The organism is Variovorax sp. OK212, assembly GCF_900112425.1.
Classification (GTDB): Bacteria; Pseudomonadota; Gammaproteobacteria; order Burkholderiales; family Burkholderiaceae_C; genus Variovorax.
On record NZ_FOLP01000041.1, the window covers coordinates 1 to 14700 of the forward strand.

The window sequence follows — 14700 nt, forward strand, 5'->3', positions numbered from 1 at the left end:
CATCGACTGAGCTACCAGCTGATCGCTCGTCTCGGGCAGTGCCCCTGCTGCGGAAGGGCGGGCGTAAAGCTACTCTTGTGACACAGTAAGACTAGAGACTGACCCGAACGCATGCGCCGCCGGTCCCACTATCGCTGCACGTCCTCTGGCCAGACTGATCATCGCGACGTGATCCGCGGCCCTTCGGAGGCATTTTTGACTTGCAGTTGCAGTTGCAGTTTGCCGAACGCTATTCCAAGCTGGCCGGCGTCCCACTTGCAGGCGCGATCGTCGAATGCACGAACTTGCGTCGGCGATACGATCTTTGGGGCCCCGCGGGCGATCCCGCTTGGGCTGCATTCCTGGAAGAGATTCCGTCGTGCGTGCGCCATTGCCGCCTCTTGCGCCTCACGCTTGGCGTTGCGCGCTCCGCGCCCACACTGGGTCGATCACCATTCGGATGCTTCAGCTATGACCGCCGCCGGCGCGGACAAGCCATTGCGACTTCACGATCTACAGCATCGGCACGGCAGCCCGCTTGCCAGCAGCAACAGACACGAGCATCGTGAAAAGTTGCAGGCACTGTTTGTGGAAGTTCGGCAGCTGCACTCCGAAGTCCGGCAGGTTCTCGGATTCGCGCTGGCGCTATCACTCTTAAGCTCTCAAGCTTACAAGTGGCTCTTCCCGCCAGCGTATGTCGAGTCACTCCGACCCGCAGAGGGACCGTACCCCTTGAACGGCAGTTCCAACTGGGGACAGGTTCTGAATCATCGCGACGAGTTGAAGCCCGGGTCACTGATCGTTTACTTGACGGCTTAAGTTAATTACAGCGGATTCGCCGTGGCGAGCGTCTAAGCTGCAGCCATCGGTCGCGTACTGCTCAATGGAATATTTCTTCAACTGGTTCGCGGTGAAATTACGGGACGATCGAGGGGTGCAGGGCGTGACGTCGACGATGTGCTGGAACGGACCGGAAGCGTCGTGCGCGCAGCCCGCATCGGCGGCCTACGTCGCATGCAGTAAGGAGAGGTTTCCGCCGCCTAGCGAAGCTTGCGCTTGAGCGTGGTGACGTCGTTGGTCGTGACTGGTCGCGCCATGTTGCCCCACGACTGGCGTACATAGGTGAGTACCTGTGCCGTTTGCACGTCGGTCAGCGTCAAATCGAACCCGGGCATCACCTGTGGAGGAGGCCCGCTCGTGCTGCGCGGCCCTCTTCCGCCCTGCACGACCAAGCGGATCAACGAGGTGGCGTCATCGCTCAACACCGACGAGTTGCCCAGCGCGGTCTGCAGCTTGTTCTTCCAACCAGCGACCACGTCGCCCTCGCCGTCGAGCATGGCCTCGAAACCGATGTTCGCGACCTTGGCGCGGTCGGCCTTCTCGGCCTGGCCGACCTTGGTGTCCAGCATGTCGGCGCCCTCGAAGAACTCGGTGTCAGTCGGGCCGGGCATCAGGCAGGTCACGTTGACCTCAGATTCCTTCAGCTCATCGCGCAACGCGAAGGAAAACGAATCGATGAACGCCTTCGTCCCGTTGTACACCGCTTGGAAAGACCCCGGCATGAAGCCTGCGATCGAGCCGGTGATGAGGACGCGACCCGATCTCGCATAGAGCATTCCGGTGACGATGGCATCAAGAGCCAATGTGGCCTGTGTGAAGTCTTCGTCGAGAAAGCCATGGCCATGGCCGCGTCCGGCGTTTGCCAGCAAGGCGTCGACAGGCCGCCCGCCTGCAGTGGCGTAGAGGCGGTCCACGCCTTCCATCGTTGAAAGGTCCACTTGGAGCGCCTGCGCCTGCGCCTGCACGTTCGCGGACCGCAGGATCTGGGCGGCGGCCTCGATGTCGGGCTCGCCGGCGGCGGCCAGCAGATCGAAGCCCGCTGCCGCGCAACACCGCGCCAACTCGAGCCCGATTCCCGACGGCGCCGCATCTTTGTTGAGAAACGTCGCACCCAATGCAAGCTACTTTGCCAATACTGGGGTCGACGACCCGGACGGCTGAGACGCGCGTCCAGAGTGCGCCTACTCCTACGTGGATATAGAACTGCGAAAGATAGTTTTTCGATCCGGCGCCGCCCTGGCGCGCGGGTTCGCAGTTTTCATAACCCTCATTCATTTGATTGAAGCCTTCGAAGGAACCACGCACCATAAAAGCTCTTACCTACCAGTCTTCGAAAAACGTCAGCGTCGAGACTGTGCCCGACCCGGTGCTGGAGCAGGACGACGATGTGGTGCTGCGTGTGACCGCAACGGCCATCTGCGGCTCGGACCTGCACATCTTCCGCGGCAAGATTCCGGACATGGAATCGGGTGACATCCTGGGCCACGAATTCATGGGCATCGTTGAGGAAACCGGCAAGGGCGTCACACGCCTGAAGAAAGGCGACCGCGTGGTCGTGCCTTTCACCATCGCCTGCGGCCAGTGCTTCTTCTGCAATAAGACGTTGTTCGCCGCCTGCGAGACCACCAACCCCGGGCGCGGCGCCATACTCAACAAGAAGAACGTGCGCTCCGGTGCCGGGCTCTTCGGCTACTCCCACCTGTACGGCGGCTACTCGGGCGGGCAGGCGGAATTTGTACGCGTCCCCAAGTCGAACGTGGGCCCGCTCGTGATTCCGCCAGGGCTTGCGGACGAGCAGGTGCTGTTCCTTTCGGACATCCTGCCAACGGGCTACCAGGCCGCTGTGAACGGCGAGGTGGGACCGGGCTCGACGGTGGCCATCTTCGGCGCGGGTCCGGTCGGCCTGATGACCGCCGCCTCCGCGCGGTTGTTAGGGGCGGAGCGCATCTTCATGGTCGACGAGCATGCGTACAGGCTCGAGTTCGCGCGCGCCACCTACGGTGCGGAGCCGATCAATTTCAAGGACATGGACGACCCCGCGGGTGCCATCATCGAGCGCACCGATTTCCGCGGCGTCGATGCCTCCATCGACGCAGTCGGCTTCGAGGCCAAGGGCAGCACCCTGGAGACGGTCATGACCGACCTGAAGCTTGAAGGCTCCAGCGGCAAGGCGCTGCGCCAGGCCATTGCGGCTACGCGGCGCGGCGGGGTGGTAAGCGTGCCCGGCGTGTACGCCGGCTTCATCCATGGCTTCCTGTTCGGCGACGCGTTCGAGAAGGGCCTGACCTTCAAGATGGGCCAGACGCATGCCCAGCAGCACATGCCCAAGCTGCTCGAGTACATCCAGGCCGGCGACCTGAAACCCGAAGTGATCATCACGCACCACATGGCGCTGGAAGACGCGGCGCGCGGCTACGACATCTTCGAGAAGGCTGAAGAGGAGTGCCGCAAGGTCGTGCTGACGCCTTCGGGTCCGCGAAACCCGGCGCCTGTCGCCGCCGAGGCCGAGCGGACGCTGCCGCTCTGAGCTGAATCTTTCATCCAAAAAGGAGACGTTATGGCCCATCCGAGCGATGCTACGCCCCCACGTATCGACAAGAACGATTCAGCACAGGTCGCGCGCTGGACGCGTGAACTCGACGTAGCGCACGAACAGCTGGCCCACGCCATCGCGGAGGTCGGCGACAAGGCGGCCGACGTGGAGCTTTACCTCAAGGGCAGCCGCAGCTCGACCAATGCGGACACCGCGGACACCGCGGCGAAGGCGATTTAGTGCTGCAGGCACTGGCGGGATGGGCCCAATGTTTGAAGGCTTCGAGCTGGAGCGCATCGAGTTGGAAGGCGCAACCCTGCGTGTTCGCCACGGCGGCGCAGGGCCGCCGGTGTTGCTCCTGCATGGGCATCCGCGCACGCATGCCACTTGGGCCCACGTCGCGCCATTGCTGGCGCGACACCACACGGTGGTCTGCCCAGATCTTCGTGGATTTGGCGAATCCTCCAAGCCGGCGGACAGCGGCGACCACGCGGGCTCGTCCAAGCGGGCCAAGGCTGCGGACTGCGTGCAACTCATGCATCGCCTGGGCCACGCCCGCTTTGCCGTGGTGGGACATGACCGCGGCAGCTACGTCGCATTGCGTGCCGCCCTCGACCATCCCCAAGTGATCAGTCGGCTGGCCGTGCTGGACGGCGTACCGATCGCGGAGGCGCTCGCGCGGTGCACCGACACGTTCGCTACTCGCTGGTGGCACTGGTTCTTCTACGCCCAGCCGGAGAAGCCCGAGCGCGCGATTCTCGCCAATCCCGATGCGTGGTACGGCGGCTCGCCCACGTACATGGGCGAAGAGGCCTTCGCTGACTTCCGTTGCGCCATCCACGACCCCGCCACCGTTCACGCAATGGTCGAGGACTACAGAGCGGGCTTGGGTGTCGACCGTGCGCACGACGAGGAAGACCGCCGCCAGGGTCGCAAGGTCGCATGCCCCACGCTGTGCCTCTGGGCGAAGCAGGACGACCTCGAAGACCTATACGGCGATGTGCTGGGTGTATGGGCGCCCTGGACGAGCGATTTGCACGGCGGTTCGCTCGATTGCGGGCACCACATGGCCGAAGAAAAGCCTGCCGAACTCGCCGCGCGTCTCTTGGAATTCATGCGAGTTTGAACGATGGCAGCCCAGCGTTCGATGCCGTCCTCGAAACAAAGCATCGCCAAGGACAGCGGCAGCGGCCTGGCCGTAGAGGACGCCAACGGCGCGACTGGCTTGCTAGTGGTGGACATGATCAGTTGCTGGGACTTTCCCGACGCGGAAAAGCTGTTGCCCGTCGCCGTCGAGGTGTCGCGCCGCATTGCTAGATTGAAGCGCCGGTGCAAGGCAGCCGGCGTGCCGGTGGTATACGCAAACGACAACAGGGGCCGATGGCGTTCGGACTTCGGCGCGCTGGTCGAGCTTTCCATCGCGTGCGGCGGGCGTGGGGCCGAGATCACCACAGCGCTGCTGCCCGACCACGACGATTACTTCGTGCTGAAGCCGCAACAGTCGGCCTACGTGGCCACGCCGCTTGAGCAACTGCTGGGCGTGCTGCGCGTGAAACGCCTGATCGTGACGGGCGTGGCCAGCGACCAATGCGTGCTTAGCACCGCGACCGATGCGCGCATGCGCGGCCTAGAGGTGGTGATGCCGCGCGACTGCACCGGCACGCAGACCGCGCGGCGCCAGGCGATGCTGATGGCGCAGTGCCCGCAGGTCTTCGGCATTGCCACCACGCCGGGTTCGCGCATCCGTCTGCCGCCGGCGTTAGCGAAAGGAGCGGAACGCGATGACAGAAAGTGAGTTCTTCGACCCTCGCACGCACGCCTTCGCTCGTGTGGCGGTCGCCGTGCCGCACAACCGGGTCGCCGACCCGGCGGCCAACGCGCAGGAAACCATCAAGATGTTCCGCGACGCGGCTGCGCAGGGCGCGGTGGTGGTCGCGTTTCCGGAGCTGGGCTTGAGCGCCTACACCTGCGACGACCTGTTCCACCAGGCGGCGCTGCTCGACGCCTGCCGTGCGGCGCTCGCGCAGGTCGCCGAGGCATCGCGCACGCTGGGCGCGCTGGGCATCGTGGGGTTGCCATTGGTGGTCGACCACCGTCTCTTCAACTGCGCCGCGGTCGTCGGCAACGGCCGCGTGCGGGGCGTCCTGCCCAAAACCTACCTGCCGAACTACGGCGAGTTCTACGAGGCTCGCCAGTTCGCGAGCGCGGCCACGGTGGTGGCGACATCGGTCTCGCTCGAAAACCACGACGTGCCCTTCGGGACCGACCTGGTGTTCCGCTCGCGGCAGCAGCCGCTGCTGGCTCTGCACGTGGAGATCTGCGAAGACCTGTGGGTACCGATTCCGCCATCGAGCTACGCTGTGCTTGCGGGCGCGACGATGCTGGTCAACCTGTCGGCCTCCAACATCACGGTGGGGAAGTCGGACTACCGGCAACGCCTGGTAGGCATGCAGTCGGCACGCTGCCAGGCGGCTTATCTCTATAGTTCGGCAGGCATCGGCGAATCGACCACCGACTTGGCGTGGGACGGCCAGGCGCTGATCTGCGAAGCCGGCGATCTGTTGGCGCAGAGCGAGCGCTTCAGCAATCGCTCGCACACGATCTACGCCGACGTCGACTTGGAGCGGCTCTCGCACGAGCGCATCAGACAGAACAGCTTCGGCGAATCCGCTCGACAGCATCAGGCTGCGCTCGCGGGCTGGCGCGCAGTCGAGTTCGCGCTTGACGCGCCCGCGGCGCCGTGCGGCGCGCTACGCCGCACGGTCGAGCGCTTTCCGTACGTGCCCGCCGAGGCGGCCACGCGCGACGCGCGCTGCCACGAGATCTTCAACATCCAAGTGCAGTCGCTGGTGCAGCGTCTGGAAGCATCGCGCATCGAGAAAGTGCTGATCGGCGTGTCGGGCGGCCTCGACTCGACCCACGCGCTGCTGGTCATCGCGCAGGCAATGGACCGGCTGGGGCGACCGCGCAGCCACATCCTCGGATTCACGATGCCGGGTTTCGCCACCAGCGGCCGAACGCTCTCGCAGGCGCACGAGCTGATGGCGGCCATTGGCTGCACCGCGCATGAGATCGACATCCGCCCGAGTTGCCGACAGATGCTCGCCGACCTCGGGCACCCGGTGGCGCAGGGCGTGGCGCAGTACGACATCACCTTCGAGAACGTGCAGGCCGGCGAGCGCACCAGTCACCTGTTTCGCCTGGCCAACTTCCACGACGGCATCGTCGCGGGCACGGGCGACTTGAGTGAGCTCGCGCTGGGCTGGTGCACCTACGGCGTCGGCGACCACATGTCGCACTACAACGTGAACGCCAGCGTGCCGAAGACGCTCATCAAGCACCTCGTCGGCTGGGTCGCCGACCAGGGCCTGCTGGGCGAGGGGGGCAGCCGCGTGCTGCGCGAGATCCTCGCGACGGAGGTGAGCCCGGAACTGGTGCCGGGCGACAAGGCCCAGTCGCAGCCCGGACAGCACACGGAGGATACCGTGGGGCCCTACGAACTGCAGGACTTTCATCTTTACTACACGCTGCGATACGGGTTTCGGCCATCGAAGGTGGCGTACCTGGCCTGGTGCGCATGGCACGACCGCGAGGAGGGGCCCTGGCCCGAGCCCATGGCGAAAGGCGAGGACGTGCTCGCGCCGCGCAACGCCTACGCCCTAGCTGACATCAAGCGCCACTTGCACACCTTCCTCTACCGCTTCTTCCAGACCAGCCAGTTCAAGCGCAACTGCGTGCCCAATTCCCCGAAGGTGGGCTCGGGCGGGTCGCTCTCGCCGCGAGGCGACTGGCGCGCGCCAGCGACCCGGAGTCGCGTGCCTGGCTGGACGAACTCGCGCGGGTCCCCGACTCGCAGCAGTGAGGCGCGAGGTCGGGCACCGGTCGGGCATTTGTCCGATGGAAGTGCGTGGGCCGATGCGTAGCTTCGGCACTGAACCCATTCCAACCCGCAACCGGAACGGAGCGCACCATGACAGATCCCCTGCACGCAGGCCCCCGTCCGCCCTTCGACACACCGGAGCAGTCGCCGCCCGGCCTGGAGTCGAAGATGACGCCGCGGCCGGACTTCGGCGAATCTTCCTATGTCGGTAGCAGCAAACTGAAAGGCAATGCCGCATCGATCACGGGCGGCGACAGCGGCATCGGCCGCGCTGTTGCGCTTGCCTTCGCGCGGGAGGGCGCTGACGTGCCGATCTCGTATCTGGCGCAGGAGGACTCCGACGCACGGGCCTGCAAGGAACTGATCGAGCGCGAAGGCCGGATGTGCGTCGCGGTGCCGGGGAACATCTGCGTAGAGGCCCCTTGCAGGAAGCTGGTCGACACGGCGGTGCAGCGCTTCGGCAAGCTCGACATCCTGGTGAACAACGCGGCGTTTCAGATGAGCCACAAGGAGCTTGGGGACATCACCTGCGAAGAGTTCGACCGCACCTTCCGCACCAACGTCTACGCCAACTTCTTTCTCTGCAAAGCGGCCGTGGCGCACATGGAACCAGGCAGCGCAATCATCAGCACGGCCTCGGTCAATGCGGACAAGCCGAACGCCACGCTCGTCGCGTACGCGGCGACGAAGGGCGCCGTTCAGAACATGACCGGTGGCATGGCCCAACTGCTGGCCGAGAAGGGAATCCGCGTGAACTGCGTGGCGCCGGGCCCCTTCTGGACGCCGCTGATTCCCTCGACCATGTCGCCGGACAAGGTGAAGGATTTCGGTACGCAAACGCCGATGAAGCGCCCCGGCCAGCCCGCCGAGCTGCAGGCGGTGTACGTGCTGTTGGCGTCGGACCAGGCGAGCTACATCTCAGGCGCGACCATTCCGGTGACGGGCGGCGTGCCTTTCATCTGAGGCGGCCGCGGTGTTCGCGCATGTGCAAATCGGCGCAAGCGACCTGCGCAGGATGTGCGTTTTCTACGACCGCGTGCTGGTTCATTTTGGCCTCGAGCGGGCTGCGCCGTTGGATGCGGCTGGGCCGGCGGGCATCATCTGGCGAGTGCCGGCGCGGCGCTGGCCGCAGTTCGTCATTGGCGCGCCGTTCGATGGCGGCGAGGCCACCGTGGGCCATGGCACCCAGGTGAGCTTCCTGGCAGCCGAGCGCCCGGTGGTCGACGCCGCCTGGCGGGCCGCCATGTTGAACGGGGGCGTGGACCAGGGTCAGCCCGGCTTGCGGCTGCGCTACGCGCCGGACTTCTATGCGGCGTACTGCTTGGACCCGGAAGGGCACAAGCTCTGCTTCGTGCACACGAGGGAGGTGCTTGGCTAAGAGTCAGCGGGGCCGGGCAGCCGCCCATCGCTCAAGCTGCCTTGAAACGACGGCCTTCGATAATTTCCTCGAGCACTTCCTCAAGGGTCGACCAAGTCGGAAACAGAATCACCTCGTCCGAAGAACTCCAGCGACCGCCGGCGGACTTGAGTTGCGCGGCGAGCTCCCCTTTTGCTCCGAGGAGGGCGGGTTGCGACCACCCAACTTTCGGTAAGGTTTCTCGTACTTCGCATCCCAGTTCCGCGGCAAGCTTTTGAGCGCGCAGTCCGCTTCGACCTGCGGGAGAAAGCATAAAGTCCTCCAGATCGTTCGTCTTCAGGTTCCCTGTTCGCTTGCGACTCGCGCCTCCCATTCACGGACGAAGTGGTCGATGCGAAATTGCAAACGCGCTTGTGCCGCCTCTCGACTGCCTTGCTGGGCAATCACGAAGACACACCGGGCCTCTCTGCCTTGCCGCAACTCGGCTTTTCCAGAGACCGCGCCCTCGAAGTTCTGCGTCAGCACGACATCGCAGTGCCAACCGGCAGGAAGATCAAGGTCGACGGCGAGAAGAGGCGGCATTTCAGCAGGATAGACTTTCTAGCATGCCGGTGCTAGTTTTCCACGGGTCACATGGTTTTTTGACACATGACCAAGGGACCAGTGCGATCCGCTGCGTAGCGATGCTGCCAAGATGGAAGATGCGCTGAGGAAAGCGAACGTGCCGGCCGAGCGGCGCGAATCTGACTGCTCAACTCACCAGATCTTCGGGCGGCAGCGGCGGTACAGAAGGCCAAGGAGGCGCATGTATTTGCGGGGAATGTTGGACGCGAGCCTTCGGGGTTCAATCAGGAAGCAACGAACGGCTAGGAGGGTGCAGGGAGGGTCGACTGGGCTTGCGTTCAAGGACTGGGCGGACCCGGTTCACGAGGGGCACCGCCAGTCGGTGGTGAGCTTCCGTCGCCCCGCTTTTTGAACACGCTCAGCGTGCCGTCGCTTTCAAGTCGGGCGATGCGCACCGCTGCAATGTCCTCGACGCCTTGTTCACGCAGCTTGCCTTCGAGTTCTTCGCGGGTGATCATTTCCCGCTTCATGGCGCGCTGGTTGACTCGGCCCTGGCGTACCAACACTTCGGGCACAGGCTCGAGAAACCGCGCGATTACTGGCGATCTGTAGCTCAGCCAGTCGAGACCGAAATTCCAAGCGATGAGTGTGCAAAGCAGCACGAGCCCATCGTTGATGGACTTGTACTCGCCCTGCATCGCGTTGCTCGAAGCATCGGCGACGAGCACCACGAACAATAGGTCGGCCACTCCCATCGAACCAATGTCGCGGCGCAGCACAAAGCGAAAGACAAGCAGCAGGAACCAGTAGACAACGGTGCCGCGCAGCACCATGTGCCAAACTGGATACTCACGGGCAAACAGTTCGACAAGGTCGTTCATTTCGGGGGGGGCACGCGGTGAGCGCGTGTCACGCTGCAACAGCCGCGGTTTGCAGTGGCGCGGCCACCCCGGCGAGACGCTGCGCAACAGCGTTCAACAGCGCGCGTGAGAACCCACCCGGCGCCCGCGCGTCGACTCGCGCGCTCGTCACCACTCGGGGCAGTGAACTCCACACGACATGTCGGCCAGCGGCAACCAGCGCGGCGACCAATGCCTCGTCCTCCCCGCAGGCGAGTTGCCGAAAACCGCCGACCTCGCGGTATGCCTCGGCAGACACACTGAGGTTCGCCCCGTGCACATGGCGATGGCCGTCGCGGTCAAAGTACGTCTCACTGAAGTGAGCCTGCAGCAGTTCGGCGTTGGTGCCGTGCGGTGACCAGTCTCGCACACAGACCGTGCCACACACCACATCCGCCTTCAATGCAAGCTGGTTCGCCAGCCACGCCACGGAGACCACGGTATCCGCATCGGTGAAGGCGAGCCAGCGAGCGCCGCGTGCCAGCATGGCCTGCGCGCCCACGGCGCGGGCCTGACCCACGTTGCGTGCGCACACGCTCAGGGTCGTTGCACCGGCGGCGGCGGCCACTGCGTAAGTTGCGTCAGCGCAGTCGTCCAACACAACGACGGTTTCCACAGGCTCTCCCCTCAAGGCTGGATGCTGCGCAGCGCGCTGGACGGCGGCAAAGCAGTTGCCGATGACCTGTTCTTCGTTGTGTGCCGGGATAACGATGCCGATCATGGGAATACCTCCGCTGAATTGCTTTTGATGCGTGGGATGGGCGGAAAAATTCTTTGCTAAGTGCCGCTCGTTCGGTTCACTTTGGCCTCGGCCTCAAGCCAATCGCTCGTTTCGTCTCCGGCACCCCCGTTTCGACGCAGAAAAGCCTCGTAGGCGGCGCGCCGGATCGCGTCATCGCGCGCATCAGACGTGGACATGATTGAATCGGCGTGCCCTTCGCTGGAGGAGACTTCGGCCGGTGAATCTCCAACGTTCGCCTGCTCGGCCTCACCCGGGTAGCCATGAGACTTGTTTGCTTCGCGTCCCATTCGGCTCCCCTCGGCGGGGCTGTCCTGGCCAACGGCCCGGGCTTGGTCGATGTTGACAGGCGACATTTGCTTTTGACTTCCACTCTGCTTCATAGACAACTCCTTTGGTGTCTCCCCCCAAGAGGCGAGGTATCGTTCGATCAGACCTCCGGCGGGTCGTTTTCGCGCGCGAAGTGACGATGTGCGCCCATCGCAGCGACGAATGACGCGATGCCTTCATCAGCCCCTGCGGCGTCTACCAAGATGAGGCCAGGATCGACCGCGCCATCGGGCATCGTCATTGGAATTTGCGCTTCCGCCAGCAGTGCTTCTGAGGCTCCGAAAGCCAGAATGGTCTTGCAGTGCCAATATTGGTCACGTAGGAATTCGAGCGTGTGGGCGTCCGCATCGAGCGCTTCGACGGCCTTGGCGCCGTCAGGCAGTACCAAGGCGTCGAACAGGAAGCCCGGAGAGTTCTCCATGGTGGCATCGGCTTCAAACTTTTCTCCGCCCGCGCCGACATAGGTGCCGAGCCGCGCAGCGATCAGACGCGGGATAGCACCGGCGGCAAAGAGCGATGAGATCAGCTTCTGTAGGGAAGCGCCTTCCACGCCATGGTCGATCATGACGGCAACCTTTCGCGTGCGAATGCTGCCGTCTCCAGGTCGCGCCATAAGGGACAGCGCCGGCGATGCTTCTACCTCAGGAGAGGCTGGCGTTTCCATCGCTTTGGGCAAAGGGGTGGGAAGCTCCATGCCGAGATCCCTTGCGACACGCTCGGCGAGGTCTGGCGCCGCGTTCAACAGACTGGCCACGACTCGCTGTCGGATCGCCGGCACAGTGACCTTGGAAAGCTCGAAGCGGAAGGCATTGCCGATGTGCGCCTTCTCGACTTCGGTCTGGCTCTCGAAGAAGAGACGGGCCTGTGTGTAGTGGTCCGCAAACTTCTCGGGCTTGATCCGTACTTTGTCGGCGCTTTCGTTCGCATCGATGCGCCGGGCCACGCTCATGAAGCCCTGAGCCGCGCCTGCCTGGAACGGGCAGCCGCCCGCAAGCGAGTTCGGTTCGTAGGCAACGCGGCCGCGGTTGATCGCCTGGCGGTGCATGCCGTCGCGCTGATTGTTGTGGACCTGCGCAATTGGCGCGTTGATCGGCAACTCGTGGAAGTTCGGGTCGCCAAGACGGCTGATTTGCGTGTCGACATACGAATGGATGCGCCCGGCCAGCAGCGGGTCGTTCGTGAAGTCGATCCCTGGCACGACATGCGCCGTGCAGAATGCTACTTGCTCCGTTTCAGCAAAAAAGTTGTCGGGGTTGCGGTTGAGCACAAGGCGTCCAACCACCTGTACGGGAACGAGTTCCTCGGGAATGATCTTGGTGGCATCGAGGATGTCGAAGCTGAATTGCTCGGCCTGCTCCTCGGTAAAGATCTGAAGACCAAGTTCCCACTCGGGATACTCGCCCGCCTCGATCGCTTCCCACAGGTCGCGCCGATGGAAGTCGGGATCGGCGCCGGAGATCTTCACAGCTTCTTCCCACACCAGCGAATGCGTCCCCAGCTTGGGCTGCCAGTGAAACTTCACCAACACGCTCTCGCCCGCGTCGTTGATTAGGCGGAAGGTGTGAACGCCGAAGCCCTGCATCATTCGGTAGCTGCGCGGAATGGCGCGGTCGCTCATCTGCCACATCAGCATGTGGGTCGACTCAGGCATCAGCGAGACGAAGTCCCAGAAGGTGTCGTGCGCGCTGGCCGCTTGAGGCATCTGGTGGTGCGGCTCGGGCTTTACCGCATGCACGAGGTCGGGGAACTTCATCGCGTCCTGGATGAAGAAGACTGGAATGTTGTTGCCTACCAGATCCCAGTTGCCTTCGTCGGTGTAGAACTTGACGGCGAAGCCGCGCACATCGCGCGCGGTGTCCTTCGAGCCACGCTCGCCGGCCACCGTCGAAAAGCGCACGAACACAGGCGTTACCTTGCCAGCCTGCTTGAAGGGCGCTGCCTTGGTGTACTGCGTGAGCGCTTCATAGCACTCGAAGAAGCCATGTGCACCTGAACCGCGCGCGTGCACGATGCGCTCGGGAATGCGCTCGTGGTCGAAGTGCGTGATCTTCTCCCGCAGGATGAAGTCTTCAAGCAGCGCTGGCCCGCGCGTACCTGCCTTGAGCGAGTTCTGATTGTCAGCAACTGGGGCACCTTGATTCGTCGTCAGTAGTTGTCCGCTCGAGTCGACGCGGACTCGGTCCAGCGTATCGATGGTCGCGTTGACACTTTCTCTCGCGACAGTGCCAGTCTTATTGGAGAAGTTTGCCTCGGAGAGGGTGCTTGCGCCCGGCAGCGGGGAGGGCGGCTCTGCGACAAGACCCACCGGCGTCAGCGCCGCGTTTTTCTCGCCGTACTCAGAAGGCTTGTTCAGATTAGCTGGCATCGAACTCGCCAGCTTTTGCGTATCGATCGCCTTTTGGGCGGGTGAATCTCCTTTCCCCGCCGATGCTGGCGCCGGGTTTGCCGGGCCACTATCCGTGTTTCTCGCCGCGGCGCGGGCCGCATCGATCTCGGCAGCGGACGAAGATGAATCAGGCGACTTCTTGGCCATGCGTTTTCTCCTAAATAGGGACGCAGAGGCTAGGGACCGGCCCTACACGCCGATGTAGGAAGAATGCGCATCGCAGGCCCGTATGGAAGGCAACCCCAATCCCCTTACCCCAAAAAGGGCGACCAAGCAGTCGCGTGCAGTCGCTTAATGAACGCCTTCCACGAAGCTAGCGGCCCCACGTTGCAGAGCGCACTACCACGGCCGTTGAGAGAAGCATGCCGGAAACCAATGCAGCCATGGCCAGCAATCCCTTGGGCGTCACTTCGACACTTGCCTCGAATTGCAAAGGCCTGGTTTTCAAAGCACACGTCGCAGTCTGAGAAGCAGTTGAACGGACGTCGAACTTCATTTCTTCCAACATGTTTCCCCTAGTTTGGTGATCGGGGAATGCTCCGCGACGGTGCTGTGGCCGGACGCGCGAACAGGGCTGACAATGTCTGAGCATCAACAACTGCGAGTCCCGAATCACGCTCTTTTTGGACCGCGAGGTGCAAGAGCGCGAGCATCGCGAGCAATGCCAAGACTGCGACAAGCAACCAAAATTCGCCTCCGAGTCCGCAGGGAGAGCGGCAACGGGAGTTGCGCATTGTTGAACCTCCTTCACTGGACGGGACTAAGACCCGAACGACCGACTCTCTCCACGATTGATGCATTGCGGCTGGCGCCAAAGGGGCAGGAAAGGCGTCCTTTGAGACTATCGCTCGGCCATCCCTCGGTCCTCTCTAGAGTTTGAAGCCATCGTGAGATTTACGAGTGGGACGGGGATTGGGAAAAAAGATGATTTCAGTGACCTCCCGTCTCCTACAACGGCCTGTCCTTCCCACGCGGCCACTTGGTTTTGACAAGCGAACCGCGCGCTGCGGCATTTGCCTACGTGAATCGCCCCGGATTTGTGGAGGCTCAACACTCTGAGAGGATTGAGCCATGAAGAAGTCGAACAAGTTCTCACCCGAGGTGCGTGAGCGCGCGGTGAGGATGGTGCAGGAGCACCGTGGGGAGTACCCGTCGCTGTGTGCGGCGATCGAATCGATTGCACCGAAGATCGG

At 63.5% G+C, this 14700-nt stretch carries 13 protein-coding genes and 2 pseudogenes; 8 read left to right on the top strand and 7 right to left on the bottom strand.

Annotated features, from left to right (window positions below; all coding sequences use genetic code 11):
* Positions 1 to 1019 precede the first annotated feature (1019 nt).
* On the bottom strand, positions 1020 to 1934 hold the full coding sequence (locus BM004_RS39860) for an SDR family NAD(P)-dependent oxidoreductase (protein ID WP_093222370.1): 915 nt from the start codon (positions 1932 to 1934) through the stop codon (positions 1020 to 1022).
* Between the two features lie 191 nt (positions 1935 to 2125).
* Here BM004_RS39860 and BM004_RS39865 point away from each other — a divergent pair, with 191 nt between their 5' ends.
* From BM004_RS39865 to BM004_RS39895, 7 genes and pseudogenes are all read left to right on the top strand, one after another.
* Complete coding sequence (locus BM004_RS39865; RefSeq protein WP_093222394.1) at positions 2126 to 3346, top strand: zinc-dependent alcohol dehydrogenase; 1221 nt, start codon at positions 2126 to 2128, stop codon at positions 3344 to 3346.
* A gap of 30 nt (positions 3347 to 3376) precedes the next feature.
* Positions 3377 to 3592, top strand: coding sequence for a DUF3606 domain-containing protein (locus BM004_RS39870; RefSeq protein WP_093222373.1), 216 nt, complete (start codon positions 3377 to 3379; stop codon positions 3590 to 3592).
* Positions 3593 to 3620: 28 nt separating this feature from the next.
* Entirely contained in the window at positions 3621 to 4478 is an 858-nt protein-coding gene (locus BM004_RS39875) for an alpha/beta fold hydrolase (protein WP_093222374.1), read from the top strand.
* 3 nt (positions 4479 to 4481) lie between these two features.
* Positions 4482 to 5147, top strand: coding sequence for a cysteine hydrolase family protein (locus tag BM004_RS39880; RefSeq protein WP_256220307.1), 666 nt, complete (start codon positions 4482 to 4484; stop codon positions 5145 to 5147).
* A pseudogene (locus tag BM004_RS39885) lies at positions 5134 to 7214 on the top strand (NAD(+) synthase). The gene BM004_RS39880 and the pseudogene BM004_RS39885 overlap by 14 nt, the downstream one beginning before the upstream one ends.
* A 108-nt stretch (positions 7215 to 7322) precedes the next feature.
* A complete protein-coding gene (locus BM004_RS39890; RefSeq protein WP_093222377.1) occupies positions 7323 to 8195 on the top strand; it encodes an SDR family oxidoreductase in 873 nt (290 codons plus the stop codon).
* A gap of 10 nt (positions 8196 to 8205) precedes the next feature.
* Positions 8206 to 8610, top strand: coding sequence for a VOC family protein (locus BM004_RS39895; protein ID WP_093222378.1), 405 nt, complete (start codon positions 8206 to 8208; stop codon positions 8608 to 8610).
* A 31-nt stretch (positions 8611 to 8641) separates the two neighbouring features.
* Here BM004_RS39895 and BM004_RS41210 read toward each other — a convergent pair whose 3' ends face one another.
* The 6 genes from BM004_RS41210 to BM004_RS39920 all read right to left on the bottom strand — a co-directional run bounded on the left by BM004_RS41210 (position 8642) and on the right by BM004_RS39920 (position 13654).
* Positions 8642 to 8902 (bottom strand): hypothetical protein, encoded by a 261-nt coding sequence (locus BM004_RS41210; RefSeq protein ID WP_143072685.1) that lies wholly within the window; start codon positions 8900 to 8902, stop codon positions 8642 to 8644.
* 23 nt (positions 8903 to 8925) lie between these two features.
* Complete coding sequence (locus tag BM004_RS41215; protein ID WP_143072686.1) at positions 8926 to 9171, bottom strand: hypothetical protein; 246 nt, start codon at positions 9169 to 9171, stop codon at positions 8926 to 8928.
* Between the two features lie 320 nt (positions 9172 to 9491).
* Positions 9492 to 10034 carry a DUF421 domain-containing protein gene (locus BM004_RS39905; protein ID WP_093222382.1) on the bottom strand — a complete coding sequence of 181 codons (543 nt, stop codon included), beginning with the start codon at positions 10032 to 10034 and terminating at the stop codon, positions 9492 to 9494.
* Between the two features lie 28 nt (positions 10035 to 10062).
* Complete coding sequence (locus tag BM004_RS39910; RefSeq protein ID WP_093222385.1) at positions 10063 to 10773, bottom strand: glycosyltransferase family 2 protein; 711 nt, start codon at positions 10771 to 10773, stop codon at positions 10063 to 10065.
* 56 nt (positions 10774 to 10829) lie between these two features.
* Positions 10830 to 11174: a DUF2934 domain-containing protein gene (locus tag BM004_RS39915; protein ID WP_093222388.1), complete on the bottom strand. Its 345-nt coding sequence runs from the start codon at positions 11172 to 11174 to the stop codon at positions 10830 to 10832.
* A gap of 47 nt (positions 11175 to 11221) precedes the next feature.
* Positions 11222 to 13654, bottom strand: a complete 2433-nt coding sequence (locus BM004_RS39920; protein WP_093222391.1) for a catalase — start codon at positions 13652 to 13654, stop codon at positions 11222 to 11224.
* Between the two features lie 924 nt (positions 13655 to 14578).
* Here BM004_RS39920 and BM004_RS41220 point away from each other — a divergent pair.
* Positions 14579 to 14700: pseudogene (locus BM004_RS41220) on the top strand (IS3 family transposase); the annotation flags it as partial.

What these genes read in the sequence shown, in the direction of transcription:
- BM004_RS39915 (WP_093222388.1), bottom strand. Translation starts at nt 11,174, where the DNA reads ATGAAGCAGAGTGGAAGTCAAAAGCAAATGTCGCCTGTCAACATCGAC.
- BM004_RS39870 (WP_093222373.1), top strand. Translation starts at nt 3,377, where the DNA reads ATGGCCCATCCGAGCGATGCTACGCCCCCACGTATCGACAAGAACGAT.
- BM004_RS39905 (WP_093222382.1), bottom strand. Translation starts at nt 10,034, where the DNA reads ATGAACGACCTTGTCGAACTGTTTGCCCGTGAGTATCCAGTTTGGCAC.
- BM004_RS41210 (WP_143072685.1), bottom strand. Translation starts at nt 8,902, where the DNA reads ATGCTTTCTCCCGCAGGTCGAAGCGGACTGCGCGCTCAAAAGCTTGCC.
- BM004_RS39875 (WP_093222374.1), top strand. Translation starts at nt 3,621, where the DNA reads ATGTTTGAAGGCTTCGAGCTGGAGCGCATCGAGTTGGAAGGCGCAACC.
- BM004_RS39920 (WP_093222391.1), bottom strand. Translation starts at nt 13,654, where the DNA reads ATGGCCAAGAAGTCGCCTGATTCATCTTCGTCCGCTGCCGAGATCGAT.
- BM004_RS39880 (WP_256220307.1), top strand. Translation starts at nt 4,482, where the DNA reads ATGGCAGCCCAGCGTTCGATGCCGTCCTCGAAACAAAGCATCGCCAAG.
- BM004_RS39890 (WP_093222377.1), top strand. Translation starts at nt 7,323, where the DNA reads ATGACAGATCCCCTGCACGCAGGCCCCCGTCCGCCCTTCGACACACCG.
- BM004_RS39910 (WP_093222385.1), bottom strand. Translation starts at nt 10,773, where the DNA reads ATGATCGGCATCGTTATCCCGGCACACAACGAAGAACAGGTCATCGGC.
- BM004_RS41215 (WP_143072686.1), bottom strand. Translation starts at nt 9,171, where the DNA reads ATGCCGCCTCTTCTCGCCGTCGACCTTGATCTTCCTGCCGGTTGGCAC.